The sequence below is a fragment of the Rahnella sp. P4_A8 genome (assembly GCF_056402435.1).
The window spans coordinates 18,560-38,897 of the sequence record NZ_JBFUHK010000019.1 but is presented as its reverse complement, the minus strand read 5'-3'; the positions used below and the strand labels follow the sequence as shown (position 1 = coordinate 38,897).

The window sequence follows — 20,338 nt, the reverse complement described above, 5'->3', positions numbered from 1 at the left end:
CCACGACAAGGAGCGATGTGATGAAAAAATACCTGCTGGCGATGATGCTGGCATGCTGGGCGGGCCAGGCCAATGCGGGATTTGATGTTGTGGCGCTCGGCGTGAACGGCGGCGTCGAAGAAGGTAACCTCACCTCCTATCTGATCCGAAGTGATGATCAAAAACTCTATCTCGGACTGGATGCCGGTTCTGTTTTACCGGGCATCCGCAAGGCGCTGGAGAAAGGCAGTTTTCCGCAGGTTACCGCCGAAAATGCCGCACCGCTGACCCCGCAGGGCGCGGTTTTCCGTAACCTGATTGGCGGATACTTTATCAGTCACGGTCATCTCGACCATCTTGCAGGGTTGATTATCAGCTCGCCGGAAGACAGCAAAAAACCGATTTACGGCATGGCCGATACCATTGGCACGCTGCGTCAGCATTATTTCAATGGTCGCGTCTGGCCGAACTTTACCGACTCCGGCAGTGGTTTACGTATCGGCACCTATCGCCTCAACCAGCAGCGTCCGGCACAGAGATTTTCTCTCGGGCTGACCGGTCTGGACGGCATTATTTATCCTCTGAGTCACGGCGGTACGCCATCCAGCATGATCCTGGTCAGCCGCAATAATCAGTCTTTTGCCTTCTTCGGCGACACCGGCCCGGATGAAGTCGAGAAATCAAAAAATCTCGATACCGTGTGGCGCGTGCTGGGCGATGAAGTGAAAGCACAACGGCTGAAAGGGCTGATTATCGAAACGTCGTATCCCGATGGCGTACCCGACAGCAAACTGTTTGGGCATCTGACGCCGGACTGGCTGCTGAAAGAGCTGGGAACGCTGCAACAATACGCCGGTGGCGAAGGTTCGCTGAAAGGCCTGACGGTGATTATCAGCCACGTTAAGCCCAGCCTGAAAGCCGGGGCAGATCCTGAACAGGCGATCATGGCGCAGCTGGAAAAAGGGAATAATCTGGGCGTGAATTTTGTCAGGATGGCGCAGGGTGATAAATTAGAGATCAAGTAGACCATCCATTAATAACGAGAAACGCCATGAATAATCTCCAGCTTGAAAAGCTGATTAATCAGAAACTGGATATCAGCAATTACAAAGATTACGCACCGAACGGATTGCAGGTTGAAGGGCGTCGTGAAGTGCAGCGCGTGGTGACCGGCGTGACGGCGTCGCAGGATCTGCTGGATGCCGCGATTGCTGTCGAAGCTGATGCGGTTCTGGTGCATCACGGTTATTTCTGGAAAGACGAACCGGCTGAAATCCGCGGCATGAAGCGTAACCGTCTTAAGACGTTGCTGGCAACGGATACCAATATGTACGCCTACCATCTGCCGCTGGACGGCCATCCGGAGCTGGGGAATAACGCGCAACTGGCGAAACTGTTCGGTATCGACGTGCAGGGGGAAATTGCCCTGCTGTTGCCGTGGGGCGAGCTGGAAAAACCACTGACCGGTGAAGCATTCCGCCAGCGCATTGAAGTGACGCTGGATCGCAACGTGCTGCACAGTTCACAGAATGCACCTGCCGAAATCCGTCGCGTGGCATGGTGTTCCGGTGGCGGTCAGGGCTACATTCAGAAAGCCGCAGAATTTGGCGTCGATGCCTTTATCAGCGGCGAAGTGTCTGAACAAACCATTCATATTGCCCGTGAAATGGGCCTGCATTTCTTTGCCGCAGGCCATCACGCCACCGAACGTTATGGCGTGAAAGCGCTGGGCGAATGGCTGGCAGCGGAACACGGGTTAGACGTCATGTTCATCGACATCGACAATCCTGCCTAATTTTTCTTTTCGACCGTCTCTTCAGAAACGTTGTCTTCCAGCAGGGTGAACGCCCGCTGTAATCCGGTATCCACTTCGGGGTCTGCGCCCTGCGGTGGATACTTGCTTTCTTCTTCCTCTGCGGCTTCGCTTTCCTCAACCTGCGGTTCCACCACGTTTTCCGGTGCGGGCATGGTTTCCTGAATCATCTGTTCGTCAAACGCCGGGTTTAGCGCAGGCGAGAGCGGGGAACTGCTCAGGCTGTCCGGCATGGCGATGTGCGGAACCGGTGCATCGACCGCCATCTGTGTTTCTTCTTCCTTTTTCGACGTCCGGCTCAGTGCCACAATCCCGGCACCGCACAGGGCAAAAAACGCATACAGGATATTGCCACCCAGCGGTTCGATCAGCGCGCCGACCGCCAGCGGGCCGATACAGGCGCCGACGCCAAAAGCCATCAGCAGACAGGCTGAAAGCGAGACGCGACGCTCCGGTTCGATCATGTCATTGGCGAGTGCGACGATCAGCGGGTACAAGGTGAACTGCATCAGGCTGACGACAAAACCAATGGCGAGCAACAGCGGGAATGAGATGTGGCTGAACAACGCCAGTGGCAGGGCAGTAACGGCCAGCAGGATGGCGTTTATGCGCATCAGCATGTTGCGGTTATAGCGGTCGGAAAGCCAGCTGAGCGGGAACTGTGCCAGCAGCCCGGCGAAAATCGCCAGCGCCATAAACAGACCGGTTTGTTGTGTGCTCAGCGATTGCTGGCTGGTGTAAATCGGCGCCAGCCCGTAGAACGAACCGACAACCATGCCAATCAGCAACGTGATAGCCAGCACTTTGGGGATAGCACCAATAAAGAATTTCAGTTCCATCGGCGCTGGCGACATATGGCCGACGTTGGTGCGTGTAGTCAGCGCAATCGGCACCAGGCACAGGGCAAAACACAAGGCAATAACGATAAGCGTACTGACGCCTAAATCGCTGTTGAGCATCAGTACGACCTGACCAAGCGCCATCCCGAGATAAGACGCCACCATATAAAAGCCGAATACCACGCCGCGCTGACTGGCTTCGGCCTGATCGTTGAGCCAGCTTTCCAGCACCATATATTGCACCATCATGCATAAGCCGATGATCAGGCGCAGCACCACCCAGACCGGGATGATGTCAGTCAGGCCATGGCCCAGCACGGCGGCGGTGATAATGCCGGAGCAGGAAACGTAGGCACGAATATGGCCGACGCGGGCGATCAGGATATGGCCGACTTTGCCGCCGATCACCAGCCCGATGTAGTTGGCTGCGATGATCGCCCCGATCATCGCGCCGCTGACATGAATCGCGGAAAGACGCAGGGAAATGTAAGTCGTCAGCAGGCCGGAACCCAGTAACATCAGTAATGTCGTGGTGTAGAGCGGAAAAAAGAGTGCTAATGGTTTTCTCACAGGCCATCCCTATTGTGTAACGAAGGCGTTATCCAAACGCTAAAAAACAGCAACGTTTCTGAGAGTAGCAGTTGCGGGCGGCGGGCGAAACCTCCGTCACCTGCGCGAAGAGGCAGATGAGTTGACATCAGCACTCTGTTTCACGCATAACTGATAACAAATCTCACGCTATTGATTCGATGAATAACCCAATGATCCACAACCCTTCTTTAAGGAGTGCCTGAGTGCAACGAGCACGATGTTACCTGCTGGGCGAACGCGCGGTAGTGCTGGAACTTGAACCCCCGGTATCACTGGTAAGCCAGCAACGGATCTGGGGGCTGACGCAACGTTTACAGGATCGCGCCGCGTATCCGGGCGTGCGTGAAGTCATTCCCGGCATGAATAATCTGACGGTATTACTCTCCGAGGCGCAAAGTTCGGCGCTGGATGCCATTGAGCGTCTGCAAAACTGGTGGGAAGAAAGCGAAGCCATCGAGCCTGAATCGCGGCTGATCGAAATTCCGGTGATTTACGGGAAGGCGCAGGGGCCGGATTTGGACAACGTGGCGCGTCATACCGGCATGACGCCGCGGCAGGTCGTCGAATGTCATGCAGGTGCTGATTACATCGTCTATTTTCTCGGTTTCCAGCCAGGTTTCCCTTATCTGGGCGGCATGCCTGCGACACTTGCCACGCCACGTCACGGCGAACCGCGCCTGTCAGTGCCTGCGGGTTCGGTTGGCATTGGTGGCAGTCAGACAGGTATTTATCCTCTTGAGACCCCGGGGGGCTGGCAACTGATCGGCCAGTCGCTCATCGCGATGTTTGATCCGCTGCGGGAAGAGCCGACATTATTGCTGCCGGGCGACAGCGTGCGTTTTGTGCCACAGAAGGAGGGCGTATGCTGAAGGTTTTACGCGCCGGGATGTTGTCCACGGTGCAGGATTTAGGCCGCAATGGTTACCGCCAGCAGGGCGTCAGTCAGTCCGGCGCGCTGGATGCCCCGGCGCTGCGGTCTGCCAATCTGCTGGTTGGCAATGACGAAAATGCGGCTGCGCTGGAAATTACCCTCGGTCAGTTCAGTGCCGGGTTTCACCGCGAAGGCTGGATCGCGCTGACCGGCGCCGGTTGTCACGCACAACTTGATGGTAAAGAGGTGTGGACCGGCTGGTGTTACGAAGTGAAACCGGGGCAGGTGCTGACTCTGAAAATGCCCACCCGCGGCATGCGCAGCTATCTGGCAGTTTCCGGCGGCATCGATGTGCCGGAAGTTATGGGATCACGCAGTACCGATCTGAAAGCCAAATTCGGCGGTTTCCACGGGCGTCCGTTGCAGGATGGCGATATGTTGCCCATCGGTGATTCGTTCCGGCAACCGCAAAAAACCGGTGGCATTAAACAACTGCTGTTTGGCAACCGCATTCGTGCATTGCCGGGGCCGGAGTATCAGGAATTCAGCGAGAAGTCGCGCGATGAATTCTGGCGCGCCGCCTGGCAGCTCAGCCCGCAAAGTAACCGTATGGGATACCGTCTGCACGGGCATACCCTGAAACGCGAAACTGACCGTGAAATGCTGTCGCACGGCTTATTGCCGGGCGTGGTGCAGGTGCCACATGGTGGCCAGCCGATTGTTCTGATGGCCGATGCTCAGACCACTGGCGGCTATCCGCGTATTGCCTGTGTTATTGAGGCGGATTTGTATAATCTGGCGCAAATCCGCCTGGGCGAACCGATTCATTTCGTCAAATGCACACCGGAAGACGCGCAGAAGGCCTTACGTGAGCAATCACTCTTTATCGAACAGATTAAACGGGGGCTGCATGGTTGTTGATCTTAACGCCGATTTAGGCGAAGGCTGTGGGAATGACGAGGCGCTGTTGCAGCTCGTCAGTTCAGCCAATATCGCCTGCGGATTTCATGCCGGTGACGCGCAGACCATGCAGCAATCCGTGCGCCGGGCGCTGAAATACGGTGTGGCGATTGGCGCGCACCCGAGTTTCCCTGATCGGGAAAATTTTGGCCGCACCGCCATGCAACTCCCTGCCGAAACCGTGTATGCGCAGGTGGTGTATCAGCTGGGTGCGCTGGCTGCCATCACCCGTGCGGAAGGCGGACACATGGTGCATGTAAAGCCGCACGGCATGTTGTACAACCAGGCAGCAACCGACGCCGTGCTGGCGGATGCCATCGCCCGAGCGGTACATGCGGTGGATCCGGCATTGCGTCTGGTCGGGCTGGCGGGCAGCGAATTAATTCGTGCTGGCGAACGCCTTGGCCTGCAAACCCGTCAGGAAGTGTTCGCTGACCGGCGTTATCAGAACAACGGATCACTGGTGCCGCGCACTCAGCCGGATGCGATGATCGAAAGCGACGAACTGGCGTTGGATCAGACATTGTCGATGATACAGCAACAAAAAGTGCTCAGCCGCGAAGGTGTCTGGGTGCCCGTTAATGCGGAAACTGTCTGTCTGCATGGTGATGGTGAGCACGCGCTGACGTTTGCCCGCCGGTTGAGGCACGCGTTTGCTGAACAGGATATTCAGATCAGCGCAGGCTGATTTTTGCAGAATCTGAGGAGTACCTCTATGCGTAAAGTTTTAGTCACCGGTTTTGAGCCTTTTGGCGGCGAGCGCGTTAATCCATCATGGGAAGTAGTAAAGCAACTGGGCGACCTGGAATTGTCGGGCGCGCAGATTGTGGTTCGTCAGTTGCCGTGCGTGTTCGGCAAAGCCATTGATGCGCTGAATGCGGCGATCGATGAAGTGCTGCCGGAAATGGTGATCTGCGTCGGACAGGCCGGTGGCCGCAATGATTTCAGCATCGAACGCGTGGCGATCAACGTCGATGACGCGCGTATTGCCGATAACGACGGCAATCAGCCGGTGGATGAGGTGATTGTCAGCGACGGCCCGGCGGCGTATTTTTCCACTCTGCCGATCAAGACAATTGTCAACGGATTGCGCGAGTCGGGAATCCCGGCATCGGTGTCGCAAACCGCCGGTACCTATGTCTGTAACCACGTGATGTACGGCCTGATGCATCGTCTGGCGCAGCCTGCCTGTAAGGTGGTGAAGGGCGGTTTTATCCATATTCCTTATCTGCCTGAACAGGCCGCGCATCATCCGGGGGCGCCAAGTATGTCAGTACATACTGTTCTGAACGCCCTTGAGCTGACGATCGCCATCGCGCTGCACACGGAACAAGATTTGAAAATTGCCGGGGGTGCGACTCACTGATGCCTGAAGGTCCTGAAATTCGCCGTGCGGCCGATGTGCTGGCTACGGCGGTAGTGAATAAGCCTCTGACGGATGTCTGGTTTGCGTTTCCGGCCCTGAAACCTTATCAGTCAGCGCTGCGTGGAACCAGAATCACGTCGATTGAAACGCGGGGGAAAGCCCTGCTGACGCACTTTTCCAACGGACTGACGTTGTACAGCCACAATCAGCTTTACGGCGTCTGGCGGGTGGTCAATGCCGGTGAAGTGGAGAAAGAAACCAAACGCTCGCTGCGGGTAAAGCTGGAAACCACCGAAGCGGCGATTTTGCTCTACAGCGCGTCCGAAATCAGTATTTACGATACGGCGGAAATCGAAAAGCATCCGTTCCTGCAACGTATCGGCCCCGACGTGCTGGATGAGACGTTGACGGTCGCACAGGTACGTGAACGGTTACTTTCACCTAAATTCTGCAACCGGCAGTTAGGCGGAATGTTGCTGGATCAGGCTTTTCTGGCCGGGTTGGGGAATTATCTGCGGGCGGAAATTCTCTGGCTGGCGAAACTGCTGCCGGATCATAAACCGAAAGAGCTGAATGACACGGAACGGGATGCGCTGGCCGATGCCTGTTTGTCTGTTGCGCGGTTGTCGTACGCCACGCGAGGTACGATGGATGAAAATGTGCATCACGGCGCGCTGTTCCGTTTTAAGGTATTTGGCCGCACAGGCCAGCCATGTGAACGTTGCGGCGATCCGATCATGAAAACCAGTGTGTCATCGCGACCATTCTTCTGGTGTCCGGTGTGCCAGGTCTGAAAGATAAAAAAGAAAAGGGCACCGGAGTGCCCTTGCTCAGTGTTTTCAGAATCAGAAATTCACTTTGATACCCAGATTACCGCTGTAACCTTCCAGATCTGAATCAAATCCTTTCTGGTAGCGGACGTCTGTATAAATTGTGGTGTTTTCACTGAGTTTGCCCGCCAGCCCTGCGCCAGTCTGCCACCAGTTGTCGCTGAATTCCGCTTTAAGCCGTTGAGTCGCGAATTGTACTTCGGGTTCATCGCCAATAGTCGTGACGGCATCCAGCGTCAGATAAGGCGTCCAGGTTGGATTATCCATGAACAACCGCACACCGCCGCGTGCCTGCGCATTACTGGTTGATACGCCGGAGACATTGCTGATGCCATCGTTGAAATCTTCCAGATTCAGATACTGATAAATCACCTGCGCCTGAGGTTCAATTTTCAGATTTTCATGCAGTGTAAAGGGTTTGCCGGCTTCTACTGATAACGCGACGCCATAACCGTCCTGATCGGCATCATGCGTGCTGTCATAGCTGTTTTTATACCAGCTGCCTATACCCACCGCGTCAATGTAGCCGCCATCCTGCGCTTTTAGCGTGTAGTAACCGCCGAGGCTGTAGATGTCGCTGTCTACACTGCCTGCTTGTACGGAATATATCGGGTTATTGCTGCGAAGGCTGTCTTCCGCGTCGGTATTCTGACGTCCGAGTGTCACGAGAATACCGGCACTGCGTTCGGTGTTTTCTTCGTTTTTATCCCACATCAGATCCATACCCAACTGCGCATACCAGGTATCGGTATCATAGCTGTAACGGCCTGCGTCATTCTCGGTGTGAGTACCGACAATCCGACCCCATGCGCCGTCTTTATGCAGGACATCACCACCGGTACGTTGGTGATAAGTGCCAATCGCATCAAAGCCATACTGCATATTCAGCGCCGGTGCCGCGATATATCCCGGCACTTCCTCACGCCACGGCTGGATGTCGTCGGATGGCGTCGGAGTTGGGTTCACATCAGGATTGGCGTCAGGCGCAGGCGCAGGGATCGGCGTTGAACAATCATAATTAGCGCAGGTGCTCAGATACCAGTTTTCACCCTCACCGGTGGTGATATCACCTTTACGCAGCCCGTAGTTGAACGCACCCGCTGAGACAGAATTTCCCAGCGTGAAGGCATTGGTTCCCTGTGTATTGGTTCCATCCACGGTAACCACTTCAATCCCGTTGCCCTGTGTATAGTTACCGTTGCCGCCTGTGCTGGTGACAAACAAGGTATTTTGACCGGTAATGTCGCCCGTTACGTGGATCTTGTCTGTCGGCGAGTTGCTGTCATCCAGATAGGTATTGATACGGTATGTGCCGTCGCCGGTCATATTGCTGTTCACGGTAAGTTCAGAGTATTCATTACCGTTATGTGTGAAGAACGTGGTGCCACCGGAGTTCATCTGCGAAATCGTGGAATCACCGGTCAGCGTCCACCGGCTGGAATCGTCGATATTAATGCTGTTGGTACTGGCGGTGATGCCTTGCCATTCAGAGCCGCTGTTAAGATAGACATCCACAACACTGCCGGTATCGGCAATGATGTCGCCTTCCATATAAGAATTACTGGCAGATAAATTCACCTGACTTTGCGCGGTAACGCCCGTATCAGTATCTGTGAAACTTCCGGCTCTCAGCAGAATACCGTTTCCGCTTTGCACGGTTGACCGGTTGTTCACGTTAATCCGGGTATTGGCACCTGCAGCCAGTATTCCCTCACTGGTGGCGCTGCTGACAAGGCTGTTATCCAGCGTCACGATAGCCTGATGATCTGCATCAAAACCCTGCGTATAGATGCCATTTGCGAATGCACCGGAGGCCGATAACTCGCTGTTGCTGATGGTCATCTGGCTGTTGGCGTAGGAACGGACAGCGGAAGCCCCTTCGCCGGTAGAAATCCCCGTAACCGCATTGGCATCAAGGGTAGAATCATTCATCGCAACCAGCAGATTACTTCCCGTACCGGTTGTGGTGATCTCAGCGGTATCAAGTGCCATAGCCCCGGAGCCTGTGGCTACAGCAGCGGCTGAACGGGTACCTTCGGTCTTGAGCACTATATTTTTGGCCGTTAGCGTTGCGCCCTGACTGGCAAAAAAACCGATGTTATTATTGCCTGTCGTGGTGTAGGTCCCGCCTGTCAACGTCACATCGCTATAGGCGTTGCTATTCACCATGATATCGTCAGTGCCGGTCATTTCGACGTTGCCGTTTATTATGTCAACGGTAGTTCTTTTGGCATCGCTGGAACCTGACGCATAAATGACATTTTGGGAACCTGCAGAGTTTTGTTTAACCGTGAGATTTTCAATGCTCAATGAGGCGTCAGAAACGGTGAGCGCATGTTTTGCGTTAGTTAATTCTATGTTTACATTACTCAGGTTCACCGATGCACCCGACTGGATATTAATTCCCTGTGCCTGAGCGGCATCACTGGTGATACGTATATCATTACCTGTTAATGTTGAACCGACATCTGAGACATAAATAACACTGCTGTCATCTTTACCCGTACGGATGTCGGTATTATTAATTTCGGCTGATGCGCCAGTAATAATGTTAAATGTTTTGCTGGAATCTGTTGTGCTGACATCAGCATAATTAAGGATTAACTTACCTCCGCTAATAATATTGAATGCATAAGCTTCGCTGCCGGTCGTGGAAACTACGGATTGAACGGGCACTGGCGAAGGTATTCCGGGAATAGTGATTTCACCATCAACAATAACTTCTGTACCCGCGCCGGTGATGGTGTAAGCGTGATCGCCCGCCCCCGTCGTAGCGAAACTCAAGGCATCATCAGGGGTTATGCCCGTTGAAAATGTGGTTGTTGCAAGTGCAATAGAAGACGGTAATAAAAGACTAAAGATGGCGCTCGATAATAATGTTTTTTTAAATGAACGCGGGTGTTCCCGATATTCTTCCATGTCAAAATGTCCTTTGTTTTAATAATGGCGTGTTTATCTTACATGTTTCATTAATACGCTTTTTTAATTGGCGGATTGCAATGAATCATATTGTTGATGACTATGAGTTTATTGTCAGATGAATTTCGGGGGATGGTATATCACGGAAGGATAAGCGTCAAATATTGGTACTGATATATTGAATGGTTAATTTATGCTTAATATATAATTAAGGTCTCTTTGGGTTGAATAAATAAAAAGGCCAATGAATTATTCATCGGCCTTGTATATTAGGACAGGAGGGAATTATTTTTTCAGCTGAGAATGGAAATCGCGTTTGTCATAGCCGGTATAAAGCTGGCGAGGACGGGCAATTTTGATACCTTCCTGATGCATTTCGCTCCAGTGAGCAATCCAGCCAACAGTACGCGCCATCGCGAAGATCACGGTGAACATGGAAGAGGGAATACCCATGGCTTTCAGGATGATGCCGGAGTAGAAATCGACGTTCGGGTACAGTTTCTTCTCGATGAAGTACGGGTCGTTCAGTGCGATATGTTCAAGCTCCATCGCTACTTCCAGCAGGTTGTCTTTCAGATCCAACTCTTTCAGCACTTCATGACAGGTTTCACGCATCACGGTTGCGCGCGGGTCGTAGTTTTTGTAAACACGGTGACCAAAGCCCATCAGGCGGAAAGAATCATTCTTGTCTTTTGCACGTTTCACAAATTCAGGGATGTGATCAACGCTGCTGATTTCTTCCAGCATTTTCAGTGCAGCTTCGTTCGCGCCGCCGTGAGCCGGTCCCCACAAGGACGCGATACCGGCAGCAATACAGGCGAACGGGTTAGCGCCAGAAGAACCGGCGGTACGCACGGTGGACGTGGAGGCGTTTTGCTCATGGTCAGCGTGCAGGATCAGAATACGATCCATCGCGCGTTCCAGAATTGGATTCACTTTGTATTCTTCACATGGGGTGGCGAACATCATGTGCAGGAAGTTACCTGCATAGGACAGGTCGTTGCGCGGATATACAAACGGCTGGCCGATAGAATATTTGTAACACATGGCAGCGACGGTCGGCATTTTAGACAGCAGACGGTAAGCCGCGATTTCACGGTGACGTTCGTTTTCTACGTCGATGGAGTCGTGATAAAAGGCGGCCAGTGCGCCGGTGACGCCACACAGCACAGCCATCGGGTGAGAGTCGCGACGGAAGCCGTGGAACAGACGGGTGATTTGCTCATGCACCATGGTGTGGCGGGTGACATTGGTTTTGAATTCATCGTACTGTTTCTGAGTCGGCACTTCGCCGTTCAGCAGCAGATAGCTCACTTCAAGGAAAGTGGACTCCTGTGCCAGCTGGTCAATCGGGAAACCACGGTGCAGCAGAACGCCTTCGTCACCGTCGATATAGGTGATTTTGGACTCGCAGGATGCAGTAGAGGTGAAACCGGGGTCATAAGTGAAAAGACCTTTAGAACCGAGGGTGCGGATATCCACTTCATCCTGGCCCAGTGTGCCGGACAGCACGTTTAGTTCAATCGGGTCGTGACCTTGTAGGGTAAGTGTCGCTTTCTTATCAGCCATTTACAGTCTCCTTAGCGCCTTATTTTTAAAAATCAGTAACAACAGAAATGCCTGGAAGCGACGCCTTGTAAGGTCATTATTATTGTCAGCCTTAGCTCTGCGATCGAATGGGAAGGGAACGTAGAGCTGAGTCGAAGTGCAGTCTCAGACTGCTCTGTGACAAACAAGCGGCGTTTCATCGTTGTTAACGATTCGGTAAATCATTACTGTTCTGTCGCTCAGTACCTGTGAAGAGTATGAGGATTTACACAATCACCACTTTTGCATAACTTGGGCCGTCAGGGAAGACCCTGCATTGCGATTGTGTGATCCACTGATTCTTCAGAAACTTTCACCATTTTGGTGCGTGAGGGCGAAGCCGGTATGTGCGCAGAATCACAGTCCTATAGGGATAGTTCATTTGTAATGGAAATGTTGATCAAATGTCAAACTGGATAATTTATTTCGTGTCTTTTGTGAAAAATGGGAGCTAACTCACTGTTTCGGAGAAATGTGAATAAAGCATTTGTAGGGCAATTGTAATAGGAATGTGATCAACCTATACTCCTACAAGGTCTCCGGGCAATCCGAAGTAGGAGCACCCAGCACTCTCTTTTTTGTCTCAGATTTTATGAAAATGGACTTAAAGGAAAACACATTTCTGCGCCGTTTAAGCACATCGGATGTCGTTGTTTGAGCGCGTGAAATGTTGGGCTTTTAGCTCAGCTTTCCAACGTTATTGGTTCTGTGGGGAGGCGGTAAGTCAACGCATCCACAACGACAAGAACGAAGGAAAGGGTGCTGTCTGACATACTGCTCCGGACCGGAGGAAAAATAATAAGAGCTGTGTGGGCAAAACCGTGAAAAAACAAAGACCTGTCAATCTGGATCTGCAAACGATCCGGTTTCCTGTTACTGCGATAGCGTCCATCTTACACCGAGTCTCTGGCGTAATTACCTTCGTCGCCGTCGGTATCCTCCTCTGGCTGTTAGGCCTGTCTCTCTCTTCTCCTGAAGGGTTTGCGCATGCTGCCGCCATCATGAATAGCTTCTTCGTCAAATTCATCTTTTGGGGAATACTCACTGCGCTGGCCTATCACGTTTGCGGTGGCGTACGCCATTTGCTGATGGATTTTGGCTATATCGAAGAGAGTTTGGCTGCCGGTACCCGTTCTGCCCAGGTGGCAATCGGGCTGACCGTCGTGCTGTCAATTCTGGCTGGAGTTCTCGTATGGTAAGCAACGTTTCTGCGTTAGGGCGTAATGGTGTGCACGACTGGCTGTTACTGCGTGCTTCCGCAATTATCCTCACCCTGTATATCCTCTATATTCTGGGCTTCGTGGTTCTGGCTCAGGAACTGACATTTGATGTCTGGCATGGCTTCTTCTCTTCCTCCATCACCAAAGTATTCACACTGCTGGCGCTGCTCTCAATTCTGATACACGCGTGGATCGGCATGTGGCAGGTGTTAACGGACTATGTGAAACCGCTGGCTGTCCGGCTGATGCTGCAACTGGCTATCGTCGTGGTGTTAGTGGTTTACCTACTTTACGGAACAATTGTTGTTTGGGGAGCGTAGTAAATGAATCTGCCAGTCAGAGAGTTTGATGCTGTCGTCATCGGTGCAGGTGGCGCCGGTATGCGTGCCGCGTTACAGATTTCACAAATGGGGCTGTCTTGCGCCCTGATTTCAAAAGTCTTCCCGACCCGCTCCCATACGGTGTCCGCGCAGGGCGGTATCACCGTCGCGCTGGGTAACACCCATGAGGATGACTGGGAATGGCACATGTACGACACCGTAAAAGGTTCCGACTATATCGGTGACCAGGACGCCATTGAATATATGTGTAAAACCGGGCCGGAAGCGATTCTGGAACTCGAACACATGGGGCTGCCTTTCTCCCGTCTTGAAGATGGCCGCATTTATCAGCGTCCGTTTGGCGGCCAGTCGAAAAACTTCGGTGGCGAGCAGGCGGCACGTACTGCGGCCGCCGCTGACCGTACCGGTCACGCCTTGCTGCACACGCTGTATCAGCAAAACCTGAAAAAAGGCACCACGATTTTCTCCGAATGGTATTCACTGGATTTAGTGAAAAACCAGGACGGCGCGATCGTCGGCTGTACCGCAATCTGCATTGAAACCGGCGAAGTGGTGTACTTCAAAGCCAAAGCGACCGTACTGGCGACCGGCGGCGCAGGCCGTATTTACCAGTCCACCACCAACGCCCACATTAATACTGGCGACGGTGTTGGCATGGCGTTACGTGCAGGTGTTCCGGTGCAGGACATGGAAATGTGGCAGTTCCACCCGACCGGTATCGCCGGCGCAGGCGTTCTGGTGACAGAAGGCTGCCGTGGTGAAGGCGGTTATCTGCTCAATAAAGACGGCGAACGTTTCATGGAACGTTATGCGCCGAATGCCAAAGACCTGGCGGGTCGTGACGTGGTGGCGCGTTCCATCATGATCGAAATCCGTGAAGGCCGTGGCTGCGAAGGTCCGTGGGGCCCGCACGCTAAACTGAAACTCGATCATCTGGGTAAAGACGTTCTGGAATCCCGCCTGCCGGGCATCCTTGAACTGTCGCGTACCTTCGCACACGTCGATCCGGTGAAAGAACCGATCCCTGTTATCCCAACCTGTCACTACATGATGGGCGGCATTCCGACCAAAGTGACCGGTCAGGCGCTGCGTGTTAACGCACAGGGTCAGGATGAAGTGATTCCGGGTCTGTTCGCGGTGGGTGAAATTGCCTGCGTATCGGTACACGGCGCTAACCGTCTCGGTGGTAACTCACTGCTGGATCTGGTGGTGTTTGGCCGTGCGGCGGGTATGCATCTGCAGGAATCTATCACCGAACAGGGCGAAAGCCGTGATGCTTCTCAGGACGACATTGATGTATCTCTGGAGCGTCTGAACCGCTGGAACAACACCCGTTCAGGTGAAGATCCGGTGGCTATCCGTAAAGACCTGCAATCGTGCATGCAGAACAACTTCTCGGTATTCCGTGAAGGTGATGCGATGGCGAAAGGTCTGGAAGAACTGAAAGTGATCCGCGAGCGTCTGAAATCTGCCCGTCTGGATGATACGTCCTCAGAATTCAATACCCAGCGCGTTGAGTGTCTGGAACTGGATAATCTGATGGAAACTGCGTTCTCCACCGCTGTCTCTGCAAACTACCGCACTGAAAGCCGTGGTGCTCACAGCCGTTTCGACTTCCCTGAGCGTGATGATGCGAACTGGTTGTGCCACACGCTGTATCAGCCAGAAACAGAAAGCATGACCCGCCGTGAGGTGAACATGCAGCCTAAGCTTCGCGCGGCGTTCCCGCCGAAAGCGCGTACTTACTAGGGCGGAGCGGAGACAGATTATGAAAATTGAATTTTCGATTTATCGCTACAACCCGGACGTTGATGACGTGCCGTACATGAAAGATTACGTGCTGGAAGCTAAAGAAGGGCGCGATATGATGTTGCTCGACGCGCTGATTTTGCTGAAAGAACRGGATCCGACGCTGGCTTTCCGCCGCTCATGCCGTGAAGGTGTTTGCGGGTCAGATGGCGTCAACATGAACGGCAAAAACGGCCTGGCGTGTATCACCCCCGTCTCGACGTTGCGTAACGGCAGCAAGAAAATTGTAATCCGTCCGTTGCCGGGGTTACCGGTTGTCCGTGACCTTGTAGTAGACATGGGACAATTCTATAAGCAGTATGAGAAGATTAAGCCTTACTTGTTGAATGATGGGAAAAATCCTCCGGCGCGTGAACATTTGCAAATGCCGGATGACCGCGAAAAGCTGGACGGATTGTACGAATGTATTCTCTGCGCCTGCTGTTCAACGTCCTGCCCGTCTTTCTGGTGGAATCCCGACAAGTTTGTCGGTCCGGCAGGTCTTCTGGCCGCTTACCGTTTCCTGATCGACAGCCGCGATACCGAGACACAATCGCGCCTTGACGATCTGAATGATGCTTTCAGTGTATTCCGCTGCCACAGCATCATGAACTGTGTGAGTGTATGTCCAAAGGGGCTGAACCCGACCAAGGCTATCGGCCATATTAAATCGATGCTGCTACAACGCGGTGCCTGATTGATAAGCACGCACAGCGGGAACTCAGGTTCCCGCTGTTATTTAGTTACCACCGGTTTTTCGCTTTCTTTAGTTACAAATGTGGTAACTGAGGTGGGGATAGCAAATAATTAATTTTTTAATAACAAAGTAGCAACAAGTGCAACAAAGTTGCGCCTGACTGGAGTAAGATAGCCGGGTCAAAAACCGGGAGATAAAAATCCCCCGAAAGGCAGCAGAAATAAGCAGGGTAACTTCAAAAATCAGTCACGCGCATGGCGGATTTCTGAAGGTTCCTTGAAGAGCCAACCGCTCAACCAACGAACTGTTTTAGTATGGAAAACCGTTTTACCGCGGTGTATCACGGTCATTATTATTAACCACGGCGAAAACTAAAGCTTCAAAGCTTAAGGGATCACGATGCAGAACGGCGCAATGAAGGCCTGGCTGGATTCCTCCTATCTGGCGGGTGCAAACCAGTCTTACATAGAGCAACTCTATGAAGACTACTTAACCGATCCTGGTTCCGTTGACGATAGCTGGCGTTCGATTTTTAAACAGCTACCAACAGTGGGTGTGAAACCAGAGCAACTCCATTCTCAAACTCGGGACTACTTCCGCCGCCTGGCGAAAGACGCGTCACGTTATAACTCCTCCATCAGCGATCCGGAAACGGATGCCAAGCAAGTCAAGGTGCTGCAGTTAATCAACGCCTTCCGCTTCCGTGGTCATCAGAACGCAAACCTTGATCCCCTCGGCCTGTGGAAGCTGGACGCCGTGCCTGATCTGGACCCGGCGTTCCACCATCTGACTGAAGCTGATTTCCAGGAAACCTTCAACGTCGGTTCATTTGCCATTGGCAAGGAAACCATGCAGCTCGGCGAGCTGTATAAAGCCCTGAAGCAAACCTATTGCGGTTCCATTGGTGCGGAATACATGCACATTACCAACACTGAAGAGAAACGCTGGATCCAACAGCGAATCGAATCCGTGGCAGGTCGTGCGAGTTTCACCAATGATGAGAAGAAAACGTTTCTTAAAGAGCTGACCGCAGCAGAAGGTCTGGAGCGTTATCTGGGGGCGAAATTCCCGGGTGCAAAACGCTTCTCACTCGAAGGTGGCGATGCGCTGGTTCCGATGCTGAAAGAAATGATCCGTCATGCCGGCAAAAACGGAACCCGCGAAGTCGTGCTGGGTATGGCGCACCGCGGTCGTCTGAACGTACTGATCAACGTGCTGGGCAAAAAACCTCAGGACCTGTTCGACGAATTCTCCGGTAAGCATAAAGAACACCTGGGCACCGGTGATGTGAAATACCACATGGGTTATTCGTCTGATGTGGAAACCGAAGGCGGTATGGTTCACCTGGCGCTGGCGTTTAACCCGTCGCACCTGGAAATCGTCAGCCCGGTCGTCATCGGTTCTGTTCGTGCCCGTCGTGATCGTCTGGACGAAGCGCGCAGCAACATGGTTCTGCCAATCACCATTCACGGTGACGCGGCCATTACCGGTCAGGGTGTGGTTCAGGAAACCCTGAACATGTCGCTGGCACGCGGTTATGAAGTGGGCGGTACCGTGCGTATCGTCATTAATAACCAGGTGGGCTTCACCACCTCGAATCCGAAAGATGCGCGTTCTACCGACTACTGTACCGATATCGCGAAAATGGTGCAGGCACCGATTTTCCACGTCAATGCCGATGACCCTGAAGCGGTGGCTTTCGTGACCCGCCTGGCATTGGATTTCCGTAACACCTTTAAACGTGACGTCATGATCGACCTGGTTTGCTACCGTCGCCACGGCCATAACGAGGCCGACGAACCTAGCGCAACCCAGCCGCTGATGTACAACAAGATCAAGAAACACCCGACGCCACGCAAGATTTACGCTGATGTCCTGACTGAGCAAAACGTAGCCAGCCTCGAAGATGCCACGGAAATGGTCAACCTGTACCGCGATGCGCTGGATGCCGGTGAATGCGTAGTGGAAGAGTGGCGTCAGAATGACATGCACACTTTCACCTGGTCACCGTATCTGAATCATGAGTGGGATGAGGCTTATCCGAACAAGGTCGAGCTGAAACGCCTGCAGGAACTGGCGCGTCGTGTCAGCCATGTGCCTGATGCGATCGAAATGCAATCCCGCGTTGCCAAGATTTACGGCGACCGTAACGAGATGGCCGAAGGCAATAAGAAGTTCGACTGGGGTGGCGCGGAAAATCTGGCCTACGCGACGCTGGTAGATGAAGGTATTCCGATTCGTCTGTCCGGTGAAGATACCGGCCGCGGCACCTTCTTCCATCGTCATGCGGTGATCCATAACCAGAAAAACGGTTCCGTGTACGTGCCGCTGGCCAATATTCATAACAGCCAGGGCGAATTCAATGTCTGGGATTCCGTGCTTTCCGAAGAAGCGGTGCTGGCCTTTGAATACGGTTACGCGACCGCTGAACCGCGCACCCTGACCATCTGGGAAGCGCAGTTCGGTGACTTCGCCAACGGTGCACAGGTGGTTATCGACCAGTTCATCAGTTCCGGCGAACAGAAATGGGGCCGCATGTGTGGTCTGGTGATGCTGCTGCCGCACGGCTACGAAGGGCAGGGGCCGGAGCACTCCTCCGCGCGTCTGGAACGTTATCTGCAACTTTGCGCTGAGCAAAATATGCAGGTATGTATCCCGTCTACCCCGGCGCAGGTTTACCACATGATCCGCCGTCAGGCACTGCGCGGTATGCGCCGTCCGCTGATCGTGATGTCACCGAAGTCTCTGTTGCGTCATCCTCTGGCGGTTTCTACGCTTGAGGAGTTGGCTGACGGCAGCTTCCTGCCAGCGATTGGTGAAGTCGACGAACTGGATCCGAAACAGGTTAAGCGCGTGGTGATGTGCTCCGGTAAGGTTTATTACGACCTGCTGGAACAACGTCGCAAAAACGAGCAAACCGATGTGGCGATTGTCCGCATCGAACAGCTTTATCCGTTCCCGCACAAGGCAATTCAGGAAGTGCTTGAGAAACTCTCACACGTTCATGATTTCGTCTGGTGTCAGGAAGAGCCACTGAACCAGGGCGCGTGGTATTGCAGCCAGCACAATTTCCGTGAAGTGATTCCTTTCGGGGCTTCTTTACGTTACGCAGGACGCCCGGCCTCTGCCTCTCCGGCAGTGGGCTACATGTCCGTTCACCAGAAGCAACAGCAAGATCTGGTTAACGATGCGCTGAACGTTAAATAACCGCGTCGGTGTCAGTTAACTATATGGAACATAAGAAGGATTGATAATGAGTAGCGTAGATATTCTGGTCCCTGACCTTCCTGAATCCGTTGCGGATGCGACGGTTGCCACCTGGCACAAAAAGCCGGGCGACAGTGTTGAGCGTGACGATGTACTGGTAGAAATTGAAACCGACAAAGTGGTTCTGGAAGTCCCGGCGAGTGAAGCCGGTATCCTGGACAGCATTATCGAAGACGAAGGTGCGACGGTCATTTCCCGTCAGATCCTGGCGCGTATTCGTCCGGGTAACAGCAGCGGTAAGCCAAGCACTGAGAAAAGCTCCGATAAAGAAGCGACTCCTGCGGCACGCCACACAGCAGCACTGGAAGAAGAGAACAACGACGCACTCAGCCCGGCTATCCGCCGTCTGATTGCAGAACATTCTCTGGATGCCAGCGCGATTAAAGGCAGCGGTGTTGGTGGTCGTCTGACCCGTGAAGATATCGAACAGCATCTGGCGAAAGCCAAAGACGCGAAACCGGCAGCCGCGCCAGCCGCCGCTCCGGCAGCGACCAGCGCCGCTCCGGCTCTGGGTTCACGTAGCGAAAAACGTGTGCCTATGACCCGTCTGCGTAAGCGTGTTGCTGAGCGTCTGCTTGAAGCGAAGAACAGCACTGCGATGCTGACGACCTTCAACGAAATCAACATGAAGCCAATCATGGATCTGCGTAAGCAGTACGGTGATGGTTTCGAAAAACGTCACGGCGTGCGTCTGGGCTTCATGTCTTTCTATCTGAAAGCCGTGGTTGAAGCACTGAAACGCTACCCGGAAGTGAATGCCTCTATTGACGGCGAGGATGTGGTTTACCACAACTATTTCGATGTCAGCATCGCGGTATCCACGCCACGCGGCCTGGTGACCCCGGTTCTGCGTGATGTCGATACGCTGGGCATGGCGGATATCGAGAAGCAAATCAAAGAGCTGGCGATCAAAGGTCGTGACGGCAAACTGAAAGTGGAAGAACTGACCGGCGGTAACTTTACTGTGACCAACGGCGGCGTCTTCGGCTCCCTGATGTCCACGCCAATCATCAACCCACCACAGAGTGCGATCCTCGGCATGCATGCCATTAAAGATCGTCCTATGGCGGTCAATGGTCAGGTAGTGATTTTGCCAATGATGTATCTGGCGCTGTCCTACGATCACCGTCTGGTTGATGGCCGTGAATCGGTCGGCTTCCTGGTGACCATTAAAGAGATGCTGGAAGATCCGGCTCGTCTGCTGCTGGACGTCTAGTCCCGGCACTGCGAAAGATTAGAGATCGAAAAATCTGCGGCACAGTTCGCTGTG

At 53.3% G+C, this 20,338-nt stretch carries 16 protein-coding genes; 13 read left to right on the top strand and 3 right to left on the bottom strand.

Annotation, left to right across the window (positions count from 1 at the left end):
- Positions 1–20 precede the first annotated feature (20 nt).
- Positions 21–1,004 (top strand): MBL fold metallo-hydrolase, encoded by a 984-nt coding sequence (locus AC1DUO_RS12260; RefSeq protein ID WP_119261851.1) that lies wholly within the window; start codon positions 21–23, stop codon positions 1,002–1,004.
- A 26-nt stretch (positions 1,005–1,030) separates the two neighbouring features.
- Positions 1,031–1,774: a type 2 GTP cyclohydrolase I gene (locus tag AC1DUO_RS12255; RefSeq protein ID WP_013576452.1), complete on the top strand. Its 744-nt coding sequence runs from the start codon at positions 1,031–1,033 to the stop codon at positions 1,772–1,774.
- Here the strand turns inward: AC1DUO_RS12255 and AC1DUO_RS12250 are convergent.
- Positions 1,771–3,201, bottom strand: a complete 1,431-nt coding sequence (locus AC1DUO_RS12250) for an MFS transporter (protein ID WP_013576451.1) — start codon at positions 3,199–3,201, stop codon at positions 1,771–1,773. The genes AC1DUO_RS12255 and AC1DUO_RS12250 overlap by 4 nt on opposite strands.
- A 224-nt stretch (positions 3,202–3,425) precedes the next feature.
- On the opposite strand from AC1DUO_RS12250, the gene pxpB reads away from it, so the two are divergent.
- From pxpB to nei, 5 genes are read left to right on the top strand one after another with little or no spacing between them, the layout of a single operon-like run.
- Positions 3,426–4,091 (top strand): 5-oxoprolinase subunit PxpB, encoded by a 666-nt coding sequence (pxpB, locus tag AC1DUO_RS12245; RefSeq protein ID WP_119261850.1) that lies wholly within the window; start codon positions 3,426–3,428, stop codon positions 4,089–4,091.
- Entirely contained in the window at positions 4,085–5,014 is a 930-nt protein-coding gene (gene pxpC, locus AC1DUO_RS12240; protein WP_112151670.1) for a 5-oxoprolinase subunit PxpC, read from the top strand. The genes pxpB and pxpC overlap by 7 nt, the downstream gene beginning before the upstream one ends.
- Positions 5,004–5,741 (top strand): 5-oxoprolinase subunit PxpA, encoded by a 738-nt coding sequence (pxpA, locus tag AC1DUO_RS12235; protein WP_013576448.1) that lies wholly within the window; start codon positions 5,004–5,006, stop codon positions 5,739–5,741. Before pxpC ends, pxpA begins: the two co-directional genes overlap by 11 nt.
- A 27-nt stretch (positions 5,742–5,768) precedes the next feature.
- The gene (gene pcp / locus AC1DUO_RS12230) at positions 5,769–6,419 is read left to right on the top strand and encodes a pyroglutamyl-peptidase I (protein WP_013576447.1); all 651 of its coding nucleotides are present in this window, start codon (positions 5,769–5,771) and stop codon (positions 6,417–6,419) included.
- Positions 6,419–7,213, top strand: a complete 795-nt coding sequence (gene nei / locus AC1DUO_RS12225) for an endonuclease VIII (protein WP_112151668.1) — start codon at positions 6,419–6,421, stop codon at positions 7,211–7,213. The genes pcp and nei overlap by 1 nt, the downstream gene beginning before the upstream one ends.
- 51 nt (positions 7,214–7,264) lie before the next feature.
- Here nei and AC1DUO_RS12220 read toward each other — a convergent pair whose 3' ends face one another.
- Positions 7,265–10,033, bottom strand: a complete 2,769-nt coding sequence (locus AC1DUO_RS12220; RefSeq protein WP_240433001.1) for an autotransporter outer membrane beta-barrel domain-containing protein — start codon at positions 10,031–10,033, stop codon at positions 7,265–7,267.
- Positions 10,034–10,453: 420 nt separating this feature from the next.
- Entirely contained in the window at positions 10,454–11,737 is a 1,284-nt protein-coding gene (locus AC1DUO_RS12215) for a citrate synthase (protein WP_013576444.1), read from the bottom strand.
- An 827-nt stretch (positions 11,738–12,564) separates the two neighbouring features.
- Between AC1DUO_RS12215 and sdhC the strand changes: the two genes are divergently transcribed.
- From sdhC to odhB, 6 genes are all read left to right on the top strand, one after another.
- Positions 12,565–12,954, top strand: a complete 390-nt coding sequence (gene sdhC / locus AC1DUO_RS12210) for a succinate dehydrogenase cytochrome b556 subunit (protein WP_013576443.1) — start codon at positions 12,565–12,567, stop codon at positions 12,952–12,954.
- On the top strand, positions 12,948–13,295 hold the full coding sequence (sdhD, locus tag AC1DUO_RS12205) for a succinate dehydrogenase membrane anchor subunit (protein WP_013576442.1): 348 nt from the start codon (positions 12,948–12,950) through the stop codon (positions 13,293–13,295). The genes sdhC and sdhD overlap by 7 nt, the downstream gene beginning before the upstream one ends.
- A gap of 3 nt (positions 13,296–13,298) precedes the next feature.
- Entirely contained in the window at positions 13,299–15,065 is a 1,767-nt protein-coding gene (gene sdhA / locus AC1DUO_RS12200; protein ID WP_013576441.1) for a succinate dehydrogenase flavoprotein subunit, read from the top strand.
- A 19-nt stretch (positions 15,066–15,084) separates the two neighbouring features.
- The gene (locus AC1DUO_RS12195) at positions 15,085–15,801 is read left to right on the top strand and encodes a succinate dehydrogenase iron-sulfur subunit (RefSeq protein ID WP_477987474.1); all 717 of its coding nucleotides are present in this window, start codon (positions 15,085–15,087) and stop codon (positions 15,799–15,801) included.
- Between the two features lie 399 nt (positions 15,802–16,200).
- Positions 16,201–19,008, top strand: a complete 2,808-nt coding sequence (sucA, locus tag AC1DUO_RS12190; RefSeq protein WP_119261848.1) for a 2-oxoglutarate dehydrogenase E1 component — start codon at positions 16,201–16,203, stop codon at positions 19,006–19,008.
- A gap of 46 nt (positions 19,009–19,054) precedes the next feature.
- Positions 19,055–20,284, top strand: coding sequence for a 2-oxoglutarate dehydrogenase complex dihydrolipoyllysine-residue succinyltransferase (gene odhB / locus AC1DUO_RS12185; protein WP_013576438.1), 1,230 nt, complete (start codon positions 19,055–19,057; stop codon positions 20,282–20,284).
- Positions 20,285–20,338: the final 54 nt, after the last annotated feature.

Excerpts from the sequence above, each read along its gene's own strand:
- AC1DUO_RS12260 (WP_119261851.1), top strand. The coding sequence starts at position 21 with ATGAAAAAATACCTGCTGGCGATGATGCTGGCATGCTGGGCGGGCCAG.
- AC1DUO_RS12255 (WP_013576452.1), top strand. The coding sequence starts at position 1,031 with ATGAATAATCTCCAGCTTGAAAAGCTGATTAATCAGAAACTGGATATC.
- pxpC (WP_112151670.1), top strand. The coding sequence starts at position 4,085 with ATGCTGAAGGTTTTACGCGCCGGGATGTTGTCCACGGTGCAGGATTTA.
- pxpA (WP_013576448.1), top strand. The coding sequence starts at position 5,004 with ATGGTTGTTGATCTTAACGCCGATTTAGGCGAAGGCTGTGGGAATGAC.
- pcp (WP_013576447.1), top strand. The coding sequence starts at position 5,769 with ATGCGTAAAGTTTTAGTCACCGGTTTTGAGCCTTTTGGCGGCGAGCGC.
- nei (WP_112151668.1), top strand. The coding sequence starts at position 6,419 with ATGCCTGAAGGTCCTGAAATTCGCCGTGCGGCCGATGTGCTGGCTACG.
- AC1DUO_RS12215 (WP_013576444.1), bottom strand. The coding sequence starts at position 11,737 with ATGGCTGATAAGAAAGCGACACTTACCCTACAAGGTCACGACCCGATT.
- sdhD (WP_013576442.1), top strand. The coding sequence starts at position 12,948 with ATGGTAAGCAACGTTTCTGCGTTAGGGCGTAATGGTGTGCACGACTGG.
- sdhA (WP_013576441.1), top strand. The coding sequence starts at position 13,299 with ATGAATCTGCCAGTCAGAGAGTTTGATGCTGTCGTCATCGGTGCAGGT.
- sucA (WP_119261848.1), top strand. The coding sequence starts at position 16,201 with ATGCAGAACGGCGCAATGAAGGCCTGGCTGGATTCCTCCTATCTGGCG.
- odhB (WP_013576438.1), top strand. The coding sequence starts at position 19,055 with ATGAGTAGCGTAGATATTCTGGTCCCTGACCTTCCTGAATCCGTTGCG.